Annotated in this window: 14 protein-coding genes; 13 read left to right on the top strand and 1 reads right to left on the bottom strand. The window is 47.1% G+C overall.

Going from position 1 to position 19,709, the window contains the following annotated elements:
* Window positions 1-4 precede the first annotated feature (4 nt).
* The 4 genes from hscA (at window position 5) to pepB (ending at window position 3,814) form a co-directional block, all read left to right on the top strand.
* Entirely contained in the window at window positions 5-1,855 is a 1,851-nt protein-coding gene (gene hscA, locus EL341_RS12980; protein ID WP_126467943.1) for a Fe-S protein assembly chaperone HscA, read from the top strand.
* Between the two features lie 2 nt (window positions 1,856-1,857).
* Window positions 1,858-2,193: an ISC system 2Fe-2S type ferredoxin gene (gene fdx / locus EL341_RS12975; protein WP_047781715.1), complete on the top strand. Its 336-nt coding sequence runs from the start codon at window positions 1,858-1,860 to the stop codon at window positions 2,191-2,193.
* A 21-nt stretch (window positions 2,194-2,214) separates the two neighbouring features.
* Window positions 2,215-2,415, top strand: a complete 201-nt coding sequence (gene iscX, locus EL341_RS12970; protein ID WP_074823432.1) for a Fe-S cluster assembly protein IscX — start codon at window positions 2,215-2,217, stop codon at window positions 2,413-2,415.
* 103 nt (window positions 2,416-2,518) lie between these two features.
* On the top strand, window positions 2,519-3,814 hold the full coding sequence (gene pepB / locus EL341_RS12965; RefSeq protein ID WP_164720464.1) for an aminopeptidase PepB: 1,296 nt from the start codon (window positions 2,519-2,521) through the stop codon (window positions 3,812-3,814).
* Between the two features lie 194 nt (window positions 3,815-4,008).
* Here the strand turns inward: pepB and EL341_RS12960 are convergent, their stop codons facing one another.
* On the bottom strand, window positions 4,009-4,446 hold the full coding sequence (locus tag EL341_RS12960) for a DcrB-related protein (RefSeq protein WP_074823426.1): 438 nt from the start codon (window positions 4,444-4,446) through the stop codon (window positions 4,009-4,011).
* Between the two features lie 485 nt (window positions 4,447-4,931).
* Between EL341_RS12960 and EL341_RS12955 the strand changes: the two genes are divergently transcribed.
* The 9 genes from EL341_RS12955 (at window position 4,932) to EL341_RS12915 (ending at window position 19,709) form a co-directional block, all read left to right on the top strand.
* Window positions 4,932-9,884 (top strand): alpha-2-macroglobulin family protein, encoded by a 4,953-nt coding sequence (locus tag EL341_RS12955; RefSeq protein ID WP_074823421.1) that lies wholly within the window; start codon window positions 4,932-4,934, stop codon window positions 9,882-9,884.
* 260 nt (window positions 9,885-10,144) lie between these two features.
* Window positions 10,145-12,496 carry a peptidoglycan glycosyltransferase PbpC gene (gene pbpC / locus EL341_RS12950; protein WP_408634861.1) on the top strand — a complete coding sequence of 784 codons (2,352 nt, stop codon included), beginning with the start codon at window positions 10,145-10,147 and terminating at the stop codon, window positions 12,494-12,496.
* A gap of 301 nt (window positions 12,497-12,797) precedes the next feature.
* The gene (gene ndk, locus EL341_RS12945) at window positions 12,798-13,229 is read left to right on the top strand and encodes a nucleoside-diphosphate kinase (protein WP_047782737.1); all 432 of its coding nucleotides are present in this window, start codon (window positions 12,798-12,800) and stop codon (window positions 13,227-13,229) included.
* Window positions 13,230-13,562: 333 nt separating this feature from the next.
* The gene (locus EL341_RS12940) at window positions 13,563-14,729 is read left to right on the top strand and encodes a bifunctional tRNA (adenosine(37)-C2)-methyltransferase TrmG/ribosomal RNA large subunit methyltransferase RlmN (RefSeq protein ID WP_047781709.1); all 1,167 of its coding nucleotides are present in this window, start codon (window positions 13,563-13,565) and stop codon (window positions 14,727-14,729) included.
* 81 nt (window positions 14,730-14,810) lie between these two features.
* Complete coding sequence (pilW, locus tag EL341_RS12935) at window positions 14,811-15,563, top strand: type IV pilus biogenesis/stability protein PilW (RefSeq protein WP_114986948.1); 753 nt, start codon at window positions 14,811-14,813, stop codon at window positions 15,561-15,563.
* Window positions 15,553-16,506, top strand: coding sequence for a cytoskeleton protein RodZ (gene rodZ, locus EL341_RS12930; RefSeq protein ID WP_126467941.1), 954 nt, complete (start codon window positions 15,553-15,555; stop codon window positions 16,504-16,506). Before pilW ends, rodZ begins: the two co-directional genes overlap by 11 nt.
* Window positions 16,507-16,552: 46 nt before the next feature.
* Window positions 16,553-17,668, top strand: a complete 1,116-nt coding sequence (gene ispG / locus EL341_RS12925) for a flavodoxin-dependent (E)-4-hydroxy-3-methylbut-2-enyl-diphosphate synthase (protein WP_047781707.1) — start codon at window positions 16,553-16,555, stop codon at window positions 17,666-17,668.
* Between the two features lie 146 nt (window positions 17,669-17,814).
* Entirely contained in the window at window positions 17,815-19,089 is a 1,275-nt protein-coding gene (gene hisS, locus EL341_RS12920; protein ID WP_047781706.1) for a histidine--tRNA ligase, read from the top strand.
* Window positions 19,090-19,103: 14 nt separating this feature from the next.
* Window positions 19,104-19,709 (top strand): YfgM family protein, encoded by a 606-nt coding sequence (locus tag EL341_RS12915; protein WP_047781705.1) that lies wholly within the window; start codon window positions 19,104-19,106, stop codon window positions 19,707-19,709.

The raw sequence follows: 19,709 nt of genomic DNA, 5'->3' as shown, positions 1-19,709 counted from the left end.
GAACATGGCTTTATTACAAATTAGTGAACCGGGGATGACTGCGGCACCGCATCAGCGTCGGCTGGCTGCGGGTATCGATCTGGGAACCACTAACTCTTTGGTCGCAACAGTTCGCAGTGGACAGGCCGAAACGTTACCTGATGAACAGGGGCGCCATTTACTTCCTTCCGTGGTTCACTATCAGACAGATGGTATCGATGTGGGTTGGAATGCGCGAGCACAGGCCGCCGTTGATCCTGCAAATACCTTGAGTTCGGTCAAACGGATGATGGGGCGCTCTTTAGACGACATCATTCAGCGTTACCCTAATTTGCCTTATCAGCTCAGCCCTAGCGAGAATGGTTTACCGACCATCACGACCCGCGTTGGCGTGGTGAATCCGGTTCAGGTTTCAGCCGAAATTCTTTCTGCTCTGGCTAAGCGAGCTCAGGAGACCCTGAGTGGTGACTTGGAAGGGGTGGTGATTACCGTTCCCGCCTATTTTGATGATGCCCAGCGTCAGGGAACAAAAGACGCCGCTCGCCTTGCCGGTTTGCATGTATTACGTCTGCTGAACGAACCGACAGCCGCCGCGATTGCCTACGGTTTGGATTCAGGTCAGGAAGGTATTATTGCCGTTTATGATCTGGGCGGCGGTACCTTTGATATTTCTATTTTACGTTTGAGCCGCGGTGTGTTTGAAGTTCTGGCTACCGGCGGTGATTCAGCGCTTGGTGGTGATGATTTCGACCATCTGTTGGCCGACTGGTTACGTGAGCAGGCCGGATTCGGTGCTCATCACGACCATCAATTACAGCGCAAGCTGCTTGATGCCGCGATTGCCGCGAAAATTGCCCTCAGCATGAGCGATAGCACGCAGGTGAGCGTTGATGGCTGGCAGGGAACGGTCACCCGTGAACAGTTCGACAGTTTGATTGCTTCTCTGGTGAAAAAGACGCTGCTTGCCTGTCGTCGCGCCCTGAAAGATGCCGGTGTTACGGCTGATGAAGTGCTGGAAGTGGTCATGGTTGGGGGATCGACTCGTGTCCCGCTAGTGCGTACTATGGTCGGTGAGTTTTTTGGCCGTACGCCGTTAACCAGTATTGATCCTGACCGCGTTGTGGCCATTGGTGCCGCTATTCAAGCCGATGTGCTGGTGGGCAATAAGCCCGATTCAGATCTTCTGCTGCTTGACGTTATTCCGCTTTCGCTGGGGATTGAAACTATGGGCGGGTTGGTGGAAAAAATTATTCCGCGAAACACCACCATACCGGTAGCCAGAGCACAAGAATTTACCACTTTTAAAGATGGTCAGACCGCCATGATGGTGCACGTATTGCAGGGCGAGCGTGAGCTGGTGGATGATTGCCGCTCTTTGGCTCGTTTTACTTTACGCGGTCTGCCGCCGATGCCAGCCGGTGGCGCACATATTCGCATTACCTATCAGGTGGATGCAGATGGCTTACTCAGCGTCACGGCGATGGAGAAATCCACCAACGTACAGGCATCCATACAGGTGAAACCGTCTTATGGCCTGAGTGATGATGAAATTGCCACCATGATTAAAGACTCCATGGCGAATGCGCAACAGGATATCAGCGCCCGTATGTTGGCTGAGCAGAAGGTTGAAGCCGCACGCGTATTGGAGAGCCTGAAGGCTGCGTTAAGCAGCGACAGCGATTTATTAAGTGGAGCTGAACTGGCAGAGATTAATCGTGTCGTCAGTCAACTGGAAACGTCCGCGCAAGGCAACGATGCTTCGGCCATTGAAGCTGCGATTAAAAATGTCGATTTTGCCACGCAAGATTTTGCCGCCCGCCGTATGGATTCCTCTATACGCAGCGCTTTGGCGGGTCATTCTGTAGATGAGGTTTAAGCATGCCTAAGATAGTTTTCCTGCCCCACCAGGATTTGTGTCCGGATGGTGCGGTTGTTGAAGCAAAAGAAGGTGAAACCATACTGGATGTCGCATTACGTAACGGTATTGAAGTGGAGCACGCCTGTGAAATGTCCTGTGCTTGCACCACCTGCCATTGCGTTGTGCGCGAAGGTTTTGATTCCCTCGAAGAAAGCAGTGAATTAGAAGATGACATGCTGGATAAAGCCTGGGGGCTGGAGCCGGAAAGTCGTTTAAGCTGTCAGGCTAAAGTGACCGATGAAGATCTGGTGGTTGAACTACCTCGCTATACGGTTAACCATGCGCGCGAGCATTAATTCAAATAACAGGGGCATTGTATGAGTTTAACCTGGAAAGACAGCCGTGAAATTGGTGAAGCGTTGTACGATCAATTTCCCGATCTGGATCCTAAAACCGTGCGTTTTACCGACTTACATCGTTGGGTTTGCGAACTGGAAGAGTTTGATGACGATCCGAATGGCTCTAATGAGAAAATTCTGGAAGCCATTCTGTTAGTCTGGCTGGATGAAGCCGAATAATGTTATTTATCAGGGCCGCCGTTGGGCGGCCCTGCTTTATTGTTTTATACCTGAAAATTGAGTGAGTTGGGGTATAAATATAAAAATAGCGGGAGCAATAATCATGACTAATCAATTTATGCCTGTATATCTGTCTCATGAACCTGCCGATGCGGTTTGGGGTGAGAAAGCCTTGTTGAGTACTGCCAATGATGGCATGACGATTCACCTGACCGGTAACGGCAAACTGGGTGCTATTCAGCGCGCTGGCCGCAAGATCGATGGTCAGGGGATTAAAAATGTTAAGTTGGCTGGTGAAGGTTGGGATTTAGAACGCAGTTGGAGTTTCTGGCAAGGGTTTCGCGGACCTAAAGGTGAGCGGAAGGTTGAGTGGGCCGCACTGGAACAGGCTGACCAACAGGAGTTAGAACGCCGCTTACAGATTATCGACTGGGTTCGTGACACCATTAACATGCCAGCGGAAGAGCTGGGGCCAGAGCAATTGGTTAAGCGTACGGTGGATCTATTCTGTAGCTTATCGTGCGACACGGTTAGCTATCGCATCATAAAAGGTGAAACACTGCGTGAGCAGGGCTATATGGGGCTTTATACCGTTGGTCGTGGCTCGGAGCGTGAACCGGCATTGTTGACGCTGGACTATAACCCAACCGGCAATCCTGATGCGCCAGTATTCGCCAGTCTGGTCGGCAAAGGCATTACCTTTGACTCCGGTGGTTACAGTATGAAGCAAAGTGCATTTATGGACTCTATGAAGTCCGATATGGGCGGCGCGGCAACCATCGCCGGTGCGCTGGCATTAGCGATTAGCCGTGGTTTAAAACAGCGGGTAAAACTGTTCTTATGCTGTGCCGATAATCTGGTGAGCGGTAATGCCTTTAAGCTAGGCGATATTATTCGTTATCGCAACGGTAAAACCGTAGAAGTGATGAATACCGATGCAGAAGGGCGGTTGGTGTTAGCGGATGGCTTGATTGATGCTGAAGCGCAAAACCCACAAATGCTCATCGACTGCGCAACGTTGACTGGGGCGGCGAAAATGGCGCTGGGCAATGACTACCACGCATTGTTTAGCTTTGACGATCAATTAGCTGATGAAATGCTGGCCTGTGCAGGTAATGAAAATGAGCCATTCTGGCGTTTACCGTTGGCAGAGTTTCACCGCAGTCAATTGCCTTCTAATTTCGCTGAACTCAATAATATGGCGGGTGCGGCATATACCGCGGGTGCCAGCACTGCGGCAGCTTTCTTGTCTCACTTTGTTAACAACTACCAGAAAGGGTGGTTACACATTGACTGTTCAGCAACCTATCGCAAAGGTGCGGTTGAGCAATGGTCGGCTGGAGCAACGGGGTTAGGAGTACGGGCGGTAGCTAATCTATTGTTGAATCATTCCCGGTAATTCGATGTTATATATTTAAAACTAAGCGGATTACCCTATGATCGGGTTATCCGCTTTATTTTTTATTATTGCTTATCATATGGGCTGGAAGTGGTAAACGAAGATTGCAATATCGGCTGGGATATTTCTGGCAACTTTACCTGACTCTCCCTGAAAAAGACCATTTTTTAACCCACTCATTTCTCTGTACTATTTTATCTTGCTGGTTGGTAGCTTGTTAACCACTGTTGCCATAATTTATCGGTAGCTTCATCAAATGGCTGAAGAGAGGTTAATCCGAAAACCAGTAGCTGCTGTTGATTATTGACAGCAAATACCGCTTGTCGTTGGTAAATATTTTGGTTGCGCTGACTATCTTTCCAGGTGCTGTAAAGGGCTATTGCTTTGATATCAGCGCCTATTGTGACGTCTTTCTGCTCTAATACTTGGTATTGTGCTATTGCATTTTGCAGTAGCTTTATCTGTTTATCGAGGAAACTATTCAGTTCTTCGTTTATCTGCATCGTATCTCGTGACACAGTAAAATTTAATTGATTATTATTGGTGTCTTGAAATATAAAGTTATTGATTGTTCTATCTATAATATTATTGGGTAAAGTAAACTGACCTTCATTAATAATATAATCTACCATGTATTTATTTCCTTATTTTTCCGTGAATGAATTTTTCTTCAATGACATCTTTGAGTAACTGTTTTTATAAAAGCTATTGATTTTATTTGTTTTTTAACATGGCGTGATAAAGGGTGAAAGTAAAATTTATTAAAATAAGTCATTCCCTTGGTAAATAGGCTTGTTGGTTTATTTATTTTTAGTAATAGATTATTTTTATTTACTTAAGCTGGTTTGAAAAATGGTTGTTATTTCTGCCTTAGTCTAAAGGTCGAGATATTCGTATGGCGCTTATGATATGGCTTATGGCTATCAAATGGCCTGTTTTGGGCGTGCAGATATGAATTAAACGGACTCTAAGGTTTTTTTTACGATGAAAGGGTGTTTTTTAAGCCTTGATAATGTTCTTATTAACGGCTTAGTGTAGTATTTAGCGGATGTTTTTAAATCGTATAGCGGCTAAAATAGCTTAATATTTATTCCAATCATTTCAGAGAGAATCGCTTATGCGTCAGGGAAGTTCTGATTTTTGGGGGTTAAAGGGTTTACTTTTAGCCTCATGTCTTGGATTTGCATCTTTACCACTTTATGCGGCACCGGCTTCGAACGGTCAGGCACCTCAAACTAATGAACAATTAGCCGCCCGTTATGCTGGTAAGGCATTCACTATTCTGGATGCATCGGAAGTGCAACTGGACGGCGCCAGCGCGATGGTGGTGACGTTTTCTATTCCGGTTGCGGCCAACCAAAATTTCTCATCGCTACTGAATTTAATCGATGAAAGTAGCGGTAAGGTTGATGGGGCATGGGAGCTTTCTGACAATATGATGGAACTGCGCCTGCGTCATCTGGAGCCTGCGCGTAAACTGATTCTTAACGTTGATAAAAATCTACTTGGTGTAAATGGAACCAAGCTGGATAAAGAGTTAAGCCAAAAGCTGACAACGCGTAATATTGAACCTTCTATTGGTTTTGCCAGCCGCGGTTCGTTATTACCGAGTAAGGTGATTACCGGATTGCCGGTGATCGCCCTTAACGTTAATAAAGTTGACGTTAATTTCTTCCGCATTAAACCTGAATTCCTCTCTTCTTTTTTAGCTGAATGGGAAGGTACCGGTGCCAAAGGGTACTGGGAGTCTCAGCAGTTTTTGAAGAAAACCGATTTAGCTTATACCGGTCGTTTTGACCTGAATCCACAGCGTAATACTCGTGAGCAGGTGTTGCTGCCACTAAACAGTATCAAAGAGCTGCAACAGCCGGGCGTATACGTCGCGATGATGCAGGAAGCCGGTACTTATCAATATAGTAATCCAGTTACGCTGTTCACTTTGAGTGATATTGGTATTTCTTTACACCGTTATCACGATCGTCTGGATGTATTTACCCAAGCCCTGGAAGGCGGTGAAGGCATCTCAGGTGTAAAAGTTGAGCTGTTTGACGAAAAAGGTAACTCATTAACGCAGGCTAAAACATCGTCTGACGGTCATGCTCAGCTGATTAAAGATGACAAAGCTAAAATCATGTTGGCCACTAAAGATGGTCAAACTAGCCTGATTGATTTGAGTAAAGCTGCCCTCGACCTGTCCGAGTTTGATATCGCCGGGCCAGAAGGTTATGCCACCCAGTTTTTTGCTTTTGGTCCACGGGATCTTTACCGTCCCGGGGAAACCCTGATTGTTAACGGTCTGCTGCGTGATTCCGATGGGGCCGCATTGCCAGATCAGCCTATTAAAGTGGATGTGCTGAAGCCGGATAATCAGGTAACGCGCAGCTTTGTTTGGCAACCAAAGAAAAATGGTTTCTATCAGTTCCAGTACGATATCTCAAATAATGCGCCAACCGGTGAATGGTCATTGCGTTTTAATTTGGGTGATAAACAACCTCGCTTCTATAAATTCAAAGTGGAAGACTTCTTGCCTGAGCGTATGGCGCTGGAGCTGAAGTCCGTTGAGGAGGTGCCAGTTGCACCAACTCAGGAAATCACATTTGATGCTACCGGACGTTATCTTTACGGTGCACCGGCTGCCGGTAACCGCCTACAAGGGCAAATGTTCCTGCGTCCGGCTCGTGACGCCGTAGCTAAACTGCCGGGTTACGAGTTTGGCTCAATTCTGGAGACTAACCTGAGTCGTTCACTGGATGAATTTGATCTTAAGTTAGATGAAGAAGGCTTAACCAGTATTACGGTGCCAAGCGTCTGGAAAGAGAGCAAATCACCGATGAAGGTGATTATCCAGGCTAGCCTGATGGAGTCCGGCGGTCGTCCGGTGACCCGTCGTGCAGAACAGGCTATCTGGCCTGCTGATACTATGCCGGGTATCCGTCCGCTATTTAGTAGAAAAGAAACCTACGATTATAAAACCAATAGCTATAAGCCGCAGTTTACCGTCGATGCCGACAGTTTAGCGGGATTTGATATTGTCTATGCTGATGTGCAAGGCCATAAGCTGGCGGCCAAGGATTTAAACGTGCGTTTAATTCGTGAACGCCGTGATTACTATTGGGAATGGTCATCCAGCGACGGTTGGAGTTCTCGCTACGATCAGAAAGATCTGGTGATCAATCAAGAAACGATCAACATCAATGCGGAGCAGGTAGCGAAAGTCAATTATCTGGTTGAGTGGGGCTCTTATCGGCTTGAGGTAGAAGATCCACACAGCGGGATGATCAGTAGCCTGCGTTTTTGGGCTGGCTATAGCTGGCAAGATAATACCGACGGTACCGGTGCGCTGCGTCCGGATCAGGTCAAACTGAAGTTGGATAAACCGGCTTATAAACCGGGTGATAAAGTTAAACTTCACGTTGAAGCGCCAACCGCAGGTAAAGGCTACCTGATGCTGGAGTCGAGTGATGGCCCTCTGTGGTGGAAAGAAATTGAAGTGCCGGTTGGTGGCGCTAATTTCGAGGTGCCAATTAATGAGGAATGGAACCGTCACGATCTTTATCTGAGTGCGTTGGTGGTTCGTCCGGGGGATAAAACCCAACAGGCGACGCCAAAACGTGCGGTAGGTTTATTGCATCTGCCTCTGGTTGATGAAAACCGCAAAATAGCATTAACGCTGGATGCGCCGGATCGTATGCGTCCTAACCAGACGTTAACGGTTAAGGTAAAAGCCTCAGTGAAGGATGGTGAACTGCCGAAATCGATTAATGTACTGATGTCTGCGGTTGATAGTGGCGTACTGAATATTACTAACTTTGTGACGCCAGATCCTTATGAAGCCTTCTTTGGACGTAAGCGCTATAGCGTTGACCAGATGGATATTTACGGTCAATTGATTGAAGGTAAAGGTAAAACGGCAAAACTCAGCTTCGGTGGTGATGGTGAAGATGATGGTCTTTCCCGCGGGGGCAAAAAGCCGGTAACCGTGGTTAAAATTGTGGCACAACAGGCCATGCCGGTGGTGCTCAATGATAAAGGCGAAGGTGAAATCCAGATGCCGATCCCTGACTTCAATGGTGAGCTGCGTTTAATGGCACAGGCCTGGAGTGATGAGGAGTTCGGTAGCGCTGAGAGAAAAATTATCGTTGCGGCGCCATTGATTGCTGAACTGTCGATGCCGCGCTTTATTGCCGGCGGTGACCGCAGTATTTTGGCGTTGGATTTAAGTAATCTGACCGATGGCGCTCAAACGTTGGATGTGACGATTGAGACCAAAGGGCTGGTTAAGCTAACCGCTAGTGCTAAACAAAGCGTGAAGCTGACTAAAGGCCAGCGTCAAACGTTAAGTATTCCGATTGAGGCACAGCAGGGCTTTGGTCAGGGGGATATTACCGTTAGGATCAATGGTCTGGTATTGCCTGGTGAACCGACAACCGCTTTTGAGCGTCATTGGACATTGGGTGTTCGACCAGCGACACCAGCGCAAACCAATAGTTATGCTTTGGCACTGCGTTCTGGGCAAAATTGGGTGTTACCACCTGATGCGATGCAAGGTTTGGCCACGCCAACAATTGAAGGCCAAATGTCCTTGACGGCCACGCCGCCATTGAACGTGGCTCAGCATATTCGTGAACTGTTTGCTTATCCGTATGGTTGTTTAGAACAAACCACCAGTGGTTTATTCCCGTCGCTGTACAGTAATCAGGCTCAACTGTCCGCATTGGGTATTAAGAGCGATACCGATGAAGTACGTCGCCACAATATCAATATTGGTATTGAACGTCTGTTGGGTATGCAGAAAGATAATGGCAGCTTCTCTCTGTGGGAGCGTGAAGGCTATGAAGAGTATTGGTTGACGGCTTATGTTACTGACTTCCTGATTCGTGCTCGTGAGCAGGGGTATTCAGTACAGGAAGATGCACTGAAGAAAGCCAATCAGCGTTTGCTGCGTTATCTACAGGATCGCAATCAGATCGACGTGCGTTATACCAACAATAGTGCAGCGACTAATGGTGCTAAGTTTGCGGTACAGGCTTATGCCGGATTGGTGTTGGCGAGCCAGCAGCAGGCTTCATTAGGTGCATTGCGTCAACTGTATGACCGCCGTAGCGAGGCGATGTCCGGATTGCCGTTGGTGCAGCTCGGTATTGCGCTACAACTGATGGGGGATATGCCAAAGGCTGAGCAGGCTATTCAGCAAGGTGTGGCCATGGGTGGCGCGAATCGTAAGGTTTGGTTGGGCGATTACGGCAGTAACTTGCGTGATAACGCGTTAATTTTGTCGCTATTACATGAATATCATCTATTACCTCAACAGCAGGATAGCGCTTTACTGGCATTATCTGATGCACTGTCTTCCACCCGTTATCTGTCAACACAGGAACGTAATTCGGTTTATCTGGCCGGCCGCGATCTGCAAAATCGCCAGTCAGCGGAGTGGGAAGTGAAGGTGTCCGGTGCCGACAGTAAATCTCTGGAAGAAACGAAATCGGTTTCTTATACCTATGATGCTAACCAGTTAGCTAAGGGTATCACGTTGGCGAATACCGGTAGCGTTACGGTATATCCACGTATTGATGTGATGGGTTATCCATTGAAACAACCTGCGCCAATGAGCAATAAATTGCACATTGAGCGTCAGTACCTGAATTTGGATGGTTCTGTTGCGTCGCTGAGTCACGTTGAGAGTGGTCAGTTGCTGGTGGTTCATCTTAACGTTTGGGCTGATGAACCAGTCAATGATGCGTTGGTGGTTGATTTGTTACCGGCAGGGTTTGAGTTGGAAAACCAAAATCTTGGTAGCAGCAGCGCCAGTCTGGGCGATAGCGCCGGTGAGTTGATGTCACTGCAAAGTAAAATGCAGAGCACAGAGATTCAGTATCAGGAATATCGCGACGACCGCTATGTTGCAGCGGTGAAAGTGAACGGCTATAGAAATAGTTCGGCGACTCTGCTTTATTTGGTGCGGGCAGTCACGCCGGGTAGTTATAGCGTACCGGCACCGCAGGTTGAATCGATGTATAAGCCAGAGTGGCATGCGATTGGTTCAACGCCGGCGAAGCTAGAGGTTAAGTAAGGTTGAGATGGGGCGATAGATATCGCCCCTTTATACCTAATCCGTTCAGTTAAATGTATTTATTCCATCTATCCCGTCATTCCAGCGAAAGCCGGAATGACGGTTTTTAGAGGATATGATGTATTTGGTCTTGGTGAGCGTCGGGCCTAGCCTTCCGATGGGAAGCCTGAATATGTCTAGATTGTTATCAATCAAAAGGGCGACTATATGATCGCCCTTTTTAATCGTTCAGATTCACTCTGATAAATGAGTAAATAGAATTGCGTAGTTTATTTTCTCGATTGTTCACATTACGTTTTTGGCGCAGGTTGGCCGTTGTCGTTGTGGCATTGGTTGCTGTGTCAGCGGTAGGCTTATGGTTGGCGGATAAGCTTTGGCCTTTGCCTGATCCGGATGTGCAAATGGCGAAAGTGGTGGTGGCAGAAGACGGTACACCGTTGTGGCGTTTTGCCGATGCTGATGGCGTGTGGCGTTACTCCGTTTCTCTGGATCAGGTTTCGCCGTACTATCTTGAAGCATTACTAACTTATGAAGACCGCTGGTTTTACTCGCATCCCGGTATTAATCCACTCTCTATTGGCCGAGCCGTATGGCAAAACCTGACCAATCAACGGGTAATTTCTGGTGGAAGTACCTTGTCGATGCAGGTTGCCCGTCTGATTGAACCCCATAACAAAACCTTGCTCGGTAAAATGCGCCAGGTTTTTCGAACCCTGCAATTGGAATGGCATTACAGTAAAGATCAGATTCTGACGATTTATATTAATCGGGCGCCTTATGGTGGAACGCTTCAGGGGATTGGCGCGGCCAGTTGGGCCTATCTGGATAAACCGCCGTCTGAATTAACCCGTGCTGAAGCGGCTTTGTTAGCGGTTTTGCCTCAGGCACCAAGTCGCTTACGGCCGGATCGCTATCCTGATCGAGCGCAAGAGGCCAGAGATAAAGTACTGGATCGCCTGGAAGAGTTTGGCGTCTGGAGTCATGAGCGGGTTAGTGATATTAAACAGGAAACGGTATGGCTGGCAGAACGGCAAGCTCCTCAGTTAGCTCCGTTGTTGGCTCGTCGTTTATTGGTTGAAAGTTCATCTGATGTGATTCATACCACGATTGATGCCGCGTTGCAGCGGCGGCTGGAAGATATGGTGATGGGCTGGAAAAGTCAGTTGCCACCCAGTACATCAATGGGGATTCTAGTGGTTGAGCACTCAACCATGGCAGTAAAAGCCTATATAGGCTCTGCCGATCTCAATGATAAAAGCCGTTTTGGTCACGTTGATATGATTACCGCTTGGCGTTCTCCGGGCTCAACGCTGAAGCCTTTTGCCTATGGCATGGCGCTGGATGATGGCCTGATTCATGCAGAATCACTGTTGCAGGATGTTCCACGTCAGTTTGGTGACTATCGCCCGGGCAATTTTGATACCGGATTTAGTGGGCCGGTTAGTGCTTCGGATGCTTTGGTTCGTTCCCTGAATTTACCGGCGGTTCAAGTTTTGGAGGCCTACGGGCCTAAACGATTTACCGGTAATATGCGTAATGCAGGTATCGTGCTGCGTTTTCCTCTCAACAGCGATCCCAATTTATCGCTGATTTTGGGAGGAACCGGTATGCGGATGGATCAATTGGTGAGTGGTTATAGTGCTTTTGTTCGTCAGGGTAAAGTGGCGGCATTGCGTTATCGGCCAGAAGATCCGCTTATCGAACGGCAACTGATTTCCCGTGGAGCCGCATGGATTGTTCGACGTACTTTGGCCGGAGAAGCACGTCCGGTGCCGGATAATCAAATTTCCGATATTACTCCGTTGGCATGGAAAACCGGTACCAGCTACGGTTACCGTGATGCGTGGACCATTGGTATGAATGGCGGTTATTTGATTGGTATTTGGGTAGGGCGTCCGGATGGGACTCCGGTTGCAGGGCAGTTCGGCTATGCTACCGCGGTACCTATTTTGCATCAGATTAATCACTTATTGATTAATCGTAATAGTCAGACCATACAAAATTGGCCGAAAGATCCACGTCCACCGACGGTCAGTAGAGCGGTAATTTGCTGGCCTCAGGGGCAGAGTTTACCCGCCGGCGATCCTAACTGCCGTCAGCGTCGTCAGGCATGGATTTTAGATGGTACCATTCCTCCAACATTGCCTTCTATCGGGCAGGATACCGGAATAGGTGGTTGGCTCAATCTTTGGGTTAATGATCAGGGGAAACGGGTTGCATCGGATTGCCATGGTGCGATAAGTAAGCGGCTGGCTTTGTGGCCGATCGCGCTGGAGACTTGGCTACCGTTATCAGAACGTAGGGCTAGTCGGCTGCCGGAAAGGGACGAAACCTGTCCACCAATTGGCTATGATACCAGCCCGCCATTATTGATATTGGGGTTGAAAGAAGGCGCAATTCTTAAAAAACTGCCGGGAACTCAATCTCTCGATCTGCGTTTAGATACTCAGGGTGGGCGAGGTAAGCGTTGGTGGTTTATCAATGGTGAAACGCTGATGGAAACGGAAGCAGATAAACCTATGGTGAAAACCCTCACGTCATCTGGTCGATATCAGATTAGCGTACTGGATGAGAGTGGGCAGGTCAGCAGCGTTAGCTTTATTCTTGATTAATTATCTACGGTTAACACTGTTTAGCGGCGCGATCTTATGATTGGGCCGCGCTGTTTTCAGTAATATTATAGTGCGATCAATCTTGTACGAACTGGTTATTTTTTAGCACAATTTTTAGTGTAAATGCGGGCTTTATTCAAAAGTGTGTATTAGGTTGGATTTATTTTAAAAAAATGTTACTTCCGAGATAGGCAAGTGCAATATCAGCTCGTATAATCAGCCGCGAATTATGTACTCCTACAATTATTTAGCGAATAAATTTAACTACAATAAAACGGTGATTTATCACTCAGAGGTGAATATGTCTACTGAACGTACTTTTTCAATCCTAAAACCCAATGCAGTAGCGAAAAATGTGATTGGCTCTATTTATTCACGCTTTGAAAATGCGGGATTCACGATTGTTGCAGCAAAAATGTTACACCTGAGCAGAGAGCAAGCCGCTGGTTTCTATGCGGAGCATGATGGTAAGCCTTTCTTTGATGGTCTGTTAGACTTTATGACATCAGGGCCAGTCGTTGTGCAAGTTTTAGAAAGTGAAAATGCGGTACAGCGCTATCGTGATTTGATGGGAGCAACTAACCCAGCAAACGCATTAGCGGGTACATTACGCGCAGACTATGCGGATAGCATGACGGCTAATGCGGTACACGGTTCAGACTCAGCCGCTTCAGCTGCACGTGAAATTGCTTATTTTTTCAGTGATGATGAGATTTGCCCACGGGTTGGTTAATTCTGCACTGAATAAAAGGTCAGTAATGTAGGTTACTGGCCTTTTTTAATGTAAAGATTCATGGGGTATCGGTGATGCGGCAGCGGTGATGATATGGGTAAAAATCATTGGTTATCAGTGTTTGTACCGTTGTAAGTTGGGCAACCGTTTTCGTCAGGCCGTGGATTTGATTTTTACATCTACTGATGTTCATAGAAACTTTTAACTAAAAGCATTACAATACGTCGGCACAACGCCCTGTTGGGTTTATCTTTTCAGGGTATAATTTTAACATTCTTTAATTTCTCTAGATTTTCTAGCGCCATAAAGTGTAATAACGAGGCCTTTGTTAATATGTCCGCAACTATTTCTACGTCATCTGAAGAGCGCATCAGCGCGACTAATCCATCAGAAAAAATTAATTTACTGGATCTTAATCGTCAGGCAATGCGCGAGTTTTTTGCTTCCATTGGTGAAAAGCCGTTTCGTGCCGACCAAATAATGAAATGGATTTATCAGTTTGGTTATGACGATTTTGAGCAGATGACGGATATTAATAAAGTCTTACGTGCCAAGCTGCAACAAATCGCAGAAATTCGCGCCCCAGAAGTGGTAACAGAACAACGCTCATCTGATGGTACGATTAAGTGGGCCATTGCCGTCGGCGATCAGCAGGTTGAAACGGTATATATCCCAGAGGAAGATAGAGCAACGCTTTGTGTGTCATCTCAGGTTGGGTGTGCTCTGGAGTGTAAATTCTGTTCAACGGCTCAACAGGGATTTAACCGTAACCTTCGGGTTTCTGAAATTATTGGTCAAGTATGGCGTGCGGCTAAAATCATTGGTCCGGCCAGAGTAGCTGGCCAGCGCCCGATTACCAATGTGGTGATGATGGGCATGGGCGAACCCCTGCTGAATTTGACGAATGTGGTGCCAGCGATGGACATTATGCTGGATGACTTTGGCTTTGGTTTATCTAAACGTCGGGTGACGTTATCAACCTCCGGTGTGGTTCCGGCGCTTGATAAGCTGGGTGAAATGATTGATGTGGCATTGGCGATTTCTTTGCATGCGCCGAACGATCAAATTCGTGATGATATTGTACCGATCAATCGCAAATATAATATTGAGACCTTTTTAGCTGCCGTTCGTCGGTACTTAGATAAATCCAATGCTAATCAGGGCAGGGTGACCGTTGAGTACGTGATGCTGGATCATATTAATGATGGTACAGAGCATGCGCATCAATTAGCCGAGTGTTTAAAAGATACGCCGTCGAAAATTAACCTGATTCCGTGGAACCCGTTCCCGGGTGCACCTTATGGTCGCAGCTCCAATAGCCGAGTTGACCGATTCTCTAAGGTATTGATGGAATACGGTTTTACCGTGATTGTGCGTAAAACTCGCGGTGAAGATATTGATGCAGCCTGTGGTCAATTAGCCGGTGATGTGATTGATCGCACCAAGCGCACATTAAAAAAGCGAATGAACGGCGAACCAATTTCGGTAAAATCTGTCTAAAATGTGATATCTTACAAATATATATATCATTGAAGTATTGAGGTCATACTAAAGGCTGTAATAACAGGGAGAGTGATTACAATGCGGAAAATGTTGTTATCTATGTTGCTTTTTATTGGATTATTAGGGGGCTGTAGTCCCAAAAATTTAGATAAAAATGTAATAGATAAACAGCAGGCGGCGCATATTCGACTAACTTTAGGTATGGCTTATTTAGAAATGGGTGATTTACCTGCGGCTCGAACAAATATTGAACGAGCCATGCAGTATGCTCCACAGGACTATCGTCCCCAGTTAGGAATGGCGCTCTATTTACAGAGCGCAGGTGAGACTGAACTGGCAGAGTTACGTTATCAACAGGCGCTACAATTGGCTCCTGATAATGGCGAAGTACTGAATAATTACGGTGCGTTTCTCTGTGGTTTAGGGCAGTATGATGCAGCTCAGCAGTATTTTGAACGTGCTGAAAGGGTAGATGGTTTGGCCGGTAATGTCGCGAGTCTGGAACAATCAGGCTATTGTTTATTACAGGCCGGTCAGATAGATGAAGCCCAAAAAAAGCTGAGCCGTGCATTAAAACAGGATTCAAAGAAGGGTGAACGTTTATTAAAAGTATCAGAACAATACTTTCAGCTAAAAAAGCGAGCAGAATCGTTAGCTTTGTTAAGCGTTTATCGGCAGGCTTTGCCCGCCAGTGCTGAAAGTATATGGATACAGATTCAATTTGCGGCGTCAGATAACCGCTTGGATGACGTACAACGTTATGGCAAGCAACTGGCGCGAGATTTTTCACAGTCAAAACAATACCAATTATTCTTAGCTCATGAATACTGATGCACCAAAAGAACAGACTCCGCTAGCTGAAATCGGTCTCCGACTCAGTGAAGCCAGAAATGCGTTGAACCTCAGCCAACAAGTTGTGGCTGAGCAACTACGTTTGAAAGTGACCACGGTTCGGGAGCTGGAAGCGGGGTTAAATCCTCTCGATCTCGCCCCTACGTTTATCCGGGGGTATATTCGTTCTTATGCCAGGCTGGTTCACATCCCGGAAGATGAGTTGATTGCATTGCTACCTAAGGCCCAGGTAGAAAAGAATATTGTTGAGTCAAACCGCATTAAAGGTTTTACCCTGAGTAAGGGGCGTAAAAAGCTGGATCGTTGGCTCACGCTATTTACCTGGTTGATTATTTTTGTGGTGCTTGGACTGACCGGGGCCTGGTGGTGGGAGAGTCACAAGGCACAGCAGAGTGATATCACTGCGTCCAGCAATGGGTCAGTAAATCAAATTTTAATCCCTACTACGCAGCCGGAAACCACCCCAGCTCCGGTGCCGACACCGACCGCTAACAGCGCTAGCCAAACTCAAACGAGTACTATCGCAGCGCCTGACGCGACGGCGGCTACGCCTTCTACGGTTAATTCCAACCAGACAGCCAATCAAAGCGTCACGCCAACATTAGAACAGGCGGTAGCGGCGCAGGTTGCTGAGTCTCAGGCAGCGACAGGGGGCATGGCACCTCAAGTGCAGGATGGTAATGATATTTATATGACCTTCACCGCCGATTGTTGGGTTGAAGTGATTGATAGCCGCGGTAAGAATTTGTACAGCGGTTTGCAGCGTAAAGGTGGAAAACTATCGCTGACGGGTCAGGCTCCTTATCGTGTGAAGCTGGGAGCGCCGGCTGGAATCGATATTATATACAAAGGCAAACAAGTAGATTTGAGTCAATACAGAAATTCTAATCGTACTGCTCGCCTAACGTTAGCGGCTGAATAATCAACAATGTTCACACAGCCGTGGTTGTTTTCGTGGAGAGCTTATAATGCATAATGAAACGCCGATAGTTCGTCGTCAGTCAAAACGTATTTATGTTGGTAATGTTCCTATCGGTGATGGGGCTCCGATTGCGGTGCAGTCAATGACGAACACGCGCACAACGGATGTTGATGCGACGGTTCAACAAATCGAGTCACTTCAGCGTGTTGGCGTAGATATTGTCAGAGTTTCTGTTCCAACTATGGACGCGGCAGAAGCGTTTAAACTTATTAAGCAGCGGGTATCCGTTCCTTTGGTGGCGGATATCCACTTTGACTATCGTATTGCGCTACAGGTAGCAGAATACGGCGTTGACTGTTTGCGTATTAATCCCGGAAATATTGGTCGTGAAGACCGCATTCGTGCGGTAGTTGACTGTGCTCGCGATAAAAATATTCCTATTCGCATCGGTATTAACGGCGGATCGCTGGAAAAAGATATTCAGGAAAAATATGGTGAACCAACGGCTGAAGCGTTGGTTGAATCCGCATTACGCCACGTTGAAATTCTGGATCGCATGAATTTCGACAACTTCAAAGTCAGCGTTAAAGCCTCGGATGTTTTTTTGGCGGTTCAATCATACCGACTGCTGGCTAAACAGATTGTGCAGCCTTTGCATTTAGGGATTACCGAAGCTGGTGGTGCGCGAAGCGGTTCAGTTAAATCGGCCATTGGCCTTGGTATGCTGTTGGCTGAAGGTATTGGTGATACGCTGCGTATTTCATTGGCTGCCGATCCAATCGAAGAAGTGAAGGTTGGCTTTGATATCTTAAAGGCGCTGCGTATTCGTTCTCGTGGCATCAATTTTATTGCTTGCCCCACCTGTTCCCGTCAAGAGTTTGATGTTATCGGCACGGTAAACGCGCTGGAACAGCGTCTGGAAGATATTTTGACGCCGATGGATGTGTCAATTATTGGCTGTGTGGTTAACGGTCCTGGCGAAGCGCTGGTATCGGATATCGGTGTCACCGGTGGTCATAATAAGAGCGGTTACTATGAAAATGGTGAACGTCAGAAAGAACGTTTTGATAACGATAATATGATCGACCAACTGGAAGCGAAAATCCGCGCCAGAGCCAGCGTGCTGGATAAATCCAAGCGTATAGACATTCGTGAGGATTAAAAAGATTCAACACGATATGAGCGGTAATCAGTAAAAAGATAGACTTAGAGGGCGGTATTACTGTGTAATAACCGCCTGTTTGCATTGATGTGGAGTGGGTATACCTCCTATAATCATCAAAATTTTAAAGATATAGAGAAACTGACGTGGCCAAGAAAATTCAAGCCATCCGCGGAATGAACGACTATCTGCCTGAAGAAACGGCGCTCTGGCATCCTATCGAGCGTATTCTTAAGCAGGTTCTTGCGAGCTATGGCTACGGTGAGATCCGTACTCCGATTGTAGAGCAAACCCATTTATTTCAACGCGCAATTGGTGAAGTGACCGATGTCGTTGAAAAAGAGATGTATACCTTTGACGATCGTAATGGGGATTCTTTGACGTTGCGGCCTGAAAATACCGCAAGTTGCGTACGTGCCGGTATTGAGCATGGCCTGCTTTATAATCAGGAACAGCGTGTTTGGTATATTGGGCCAATGTTCCGCCATGAGCGTCCACAGAAAGGACGCTATCGTCAGTTTCATCAGATAGGTGCTGAGGTTTTTGGTCTACAGGGGCCGGATATTGATGCTGAGCTGATTATGCTTACCGCCCGTTGGTGGCGCGAATTGGGTATCTCCGAGCATGTCACGCTGGAGCTAAACTCTATCGGTTCACTGGAAGCGCGTAGCCGCTATAAAGAAGCCTTAACAGCCTATCTGGAGCAGTTTAAAGATAAGCTGGATGAAGATTGCCAGAGACGTATGTATACCAATCCTATGCGCGTTCTGGACTCTAAAAATCCTGATGTTCAGGCGCTGTTGAATGATGCTCCTGCGTTGCACGATTATTTGGATGAAGAGTCAAAACAGCACTTCAGCGGTTTGTGTGCATTTTTAGATAACGCTGGGATTGGTTATAAAATCAATCCGCGTTTGGTTCGTGGTCTGGATTACTATAATCGCACCGTATTTGAATGGGTAACCAGCAGTCTAGGTGCTCAAGGTACAGTGTGTGGTGGTGGTCGCTACGATGGTCTGGTTGAACAGATGGGTGGTCATGCGACGCCGGGTGTCGGTTTCGCTATGGGCATGGAGCGCTTAGTGCTGCTGGTTCAGGCGGTGAATCCTGACTTTAAGGCAGATAAAGCCGTAGACGTTTATCTGATTTCATCTGGCGAAGGTACGCAAATGGCCGCCATGAGTTTGGCTGAGGTTGTGCGCGATACTGCTCCGCAGCTGCGTCTGATGACCAATTACGGCGGCGGTAACTTCAAGAAGCAGTTTGCTCGTGCTGATAAGTGGGGCGCACAGGTTGCTCTGGTATTGGGTGAGAATGAAGTTGCGGCTGGGCAGGTGGTAGTGAAAGATCTGCGTAATGGTGAACAACAAACGCTGGCGCAAACTGAAGTCGCAGCATATTTAGCAACATTGATCGGTTAATCAAGAGGGACACCGTGGAAATCTATAACAATGAAGATGAACAGCTAGATGCGGTACGCAACTTCTTCCGTGAAAACGGAAAAGCGATCGTTGTTGGTGTCGTTTTGGGTATCGGTGGTCTGTTGGGATGGCGTTACTGGCAATCTCATCAGCATCAAAGCTTAACCACGGCCTCGATCTCTTTCGATCAGGCGATGTTGCACAGTGATAATATTGCCAATCTGGAGTCATTTATTCAGGCAAATGATAACACCTATGGTGTTTTTGCCGCCATGAAACTGGTTCAGGATTTGGTTGATAAAGGTGATTTTGCCAAAGCCAAGCAACAATTGCTGTGGGCACAAGGTCATACTAAAGACGATAATTTATTGTCAGCCATCAATCTGCGTTTAGCGCGTATTCAACTGCAGGATAAGCAGTTTGACGATGCACTGAAAACGCTGGGCACCGTACAAAAAGGTGGATGGTTTGCACAGGCTCAGGCAATTCGTGGTGATGTTTTAGTCGAAAAAGGTGATGAGAAAACTGCTCGTGAGGCGTATAGCCAAGCATTAGAATCTAATCCTTCGCCGGTACTGAAAGAACTGCTGCGTATTAAACTGAACAATCTGGCCGCGTAA

This window comes from Pragia fontium (assembly GCF_900638655.1).
Classification (GTDB): Bacteria; Pseudomonadota; Gammaproteobacteria; order Enterobacterales; family Enterobacteriaceae; genus Pragia; species Pragia fontium.
This window is presented reverse-complemented; position numbering and strand designations above follow the sequence as displayed.

Coding starts and splice junctions, on each gene's coding strand:
- hscA (WP_126467943.1), top strand. CDS start 5: ATGGCTTTATTACAAATTAGTGAACCGGGGATGACTGCGGCACCGCAT.
- fdx (WP_047781715.1), top strand. CDS start 1,858: ATGCCTAAGATAGTTTTCCTGCCCCACCAGGATTTGTGTCCGGATGGT.
- iscX (WP_074823432.1), top strand. CDS start 2,215: ATGAGTTTAACCTGGAAAGACAGCCGTGAAATTGGTGAAGCGTTGTAC.
- pepB (WP_164720464.1), top strand. CDS start 2,519: ATGACTAATCAATTTATGCCTGTATATCTGTCTCATGAACCTGCCGAT.
- EL341_RS12960 (WP_074823426.1), bottom strand. CDS start 4,446: ATGGTAGATTATATTATTAATGAAGGTCAGTTTACTTTACCCAATAAT.
- EL341_RS12955 (WP_074823421.1), top strand. CDS start 4,932: ATGCGTCAGGGAAGTTCTGATTTTTGGGGGTTAAAGGGTTTACTTTTA.
- ndk (WP_047782737.1), top strand. CDS start 12,798: ATGTCTACTGAACGTACTTTTTCAATCCTAAAACCCAATGCAGTAGCG.
- EL341_RS12940 (WP_047781709.1), top strand. CDS start 13,563: ATGTCCGCAACTATTTCTACGTCATCTGAAGAGCGCATCAGCGCGACT.
- pilW (WP_114986948.1), top strand. CDS start 14,811: ATGCGGAAAATGTTGTTATCTATGTTGCTTTTTATTGGATTATTAGGG.
- rodZ (WP_126467941.1), top strand. CDS start 15,553: ATGAATACTGATGCACCAAAAGAACAGACTCCGCTAGCTGAAATCGGT.
- ispG (WP_047781707.1), top strand. CDS start 16,553: ATGCATAATGAAACGCCGATAGTTCGTCGTCAGTCAAAACGTATTTAT.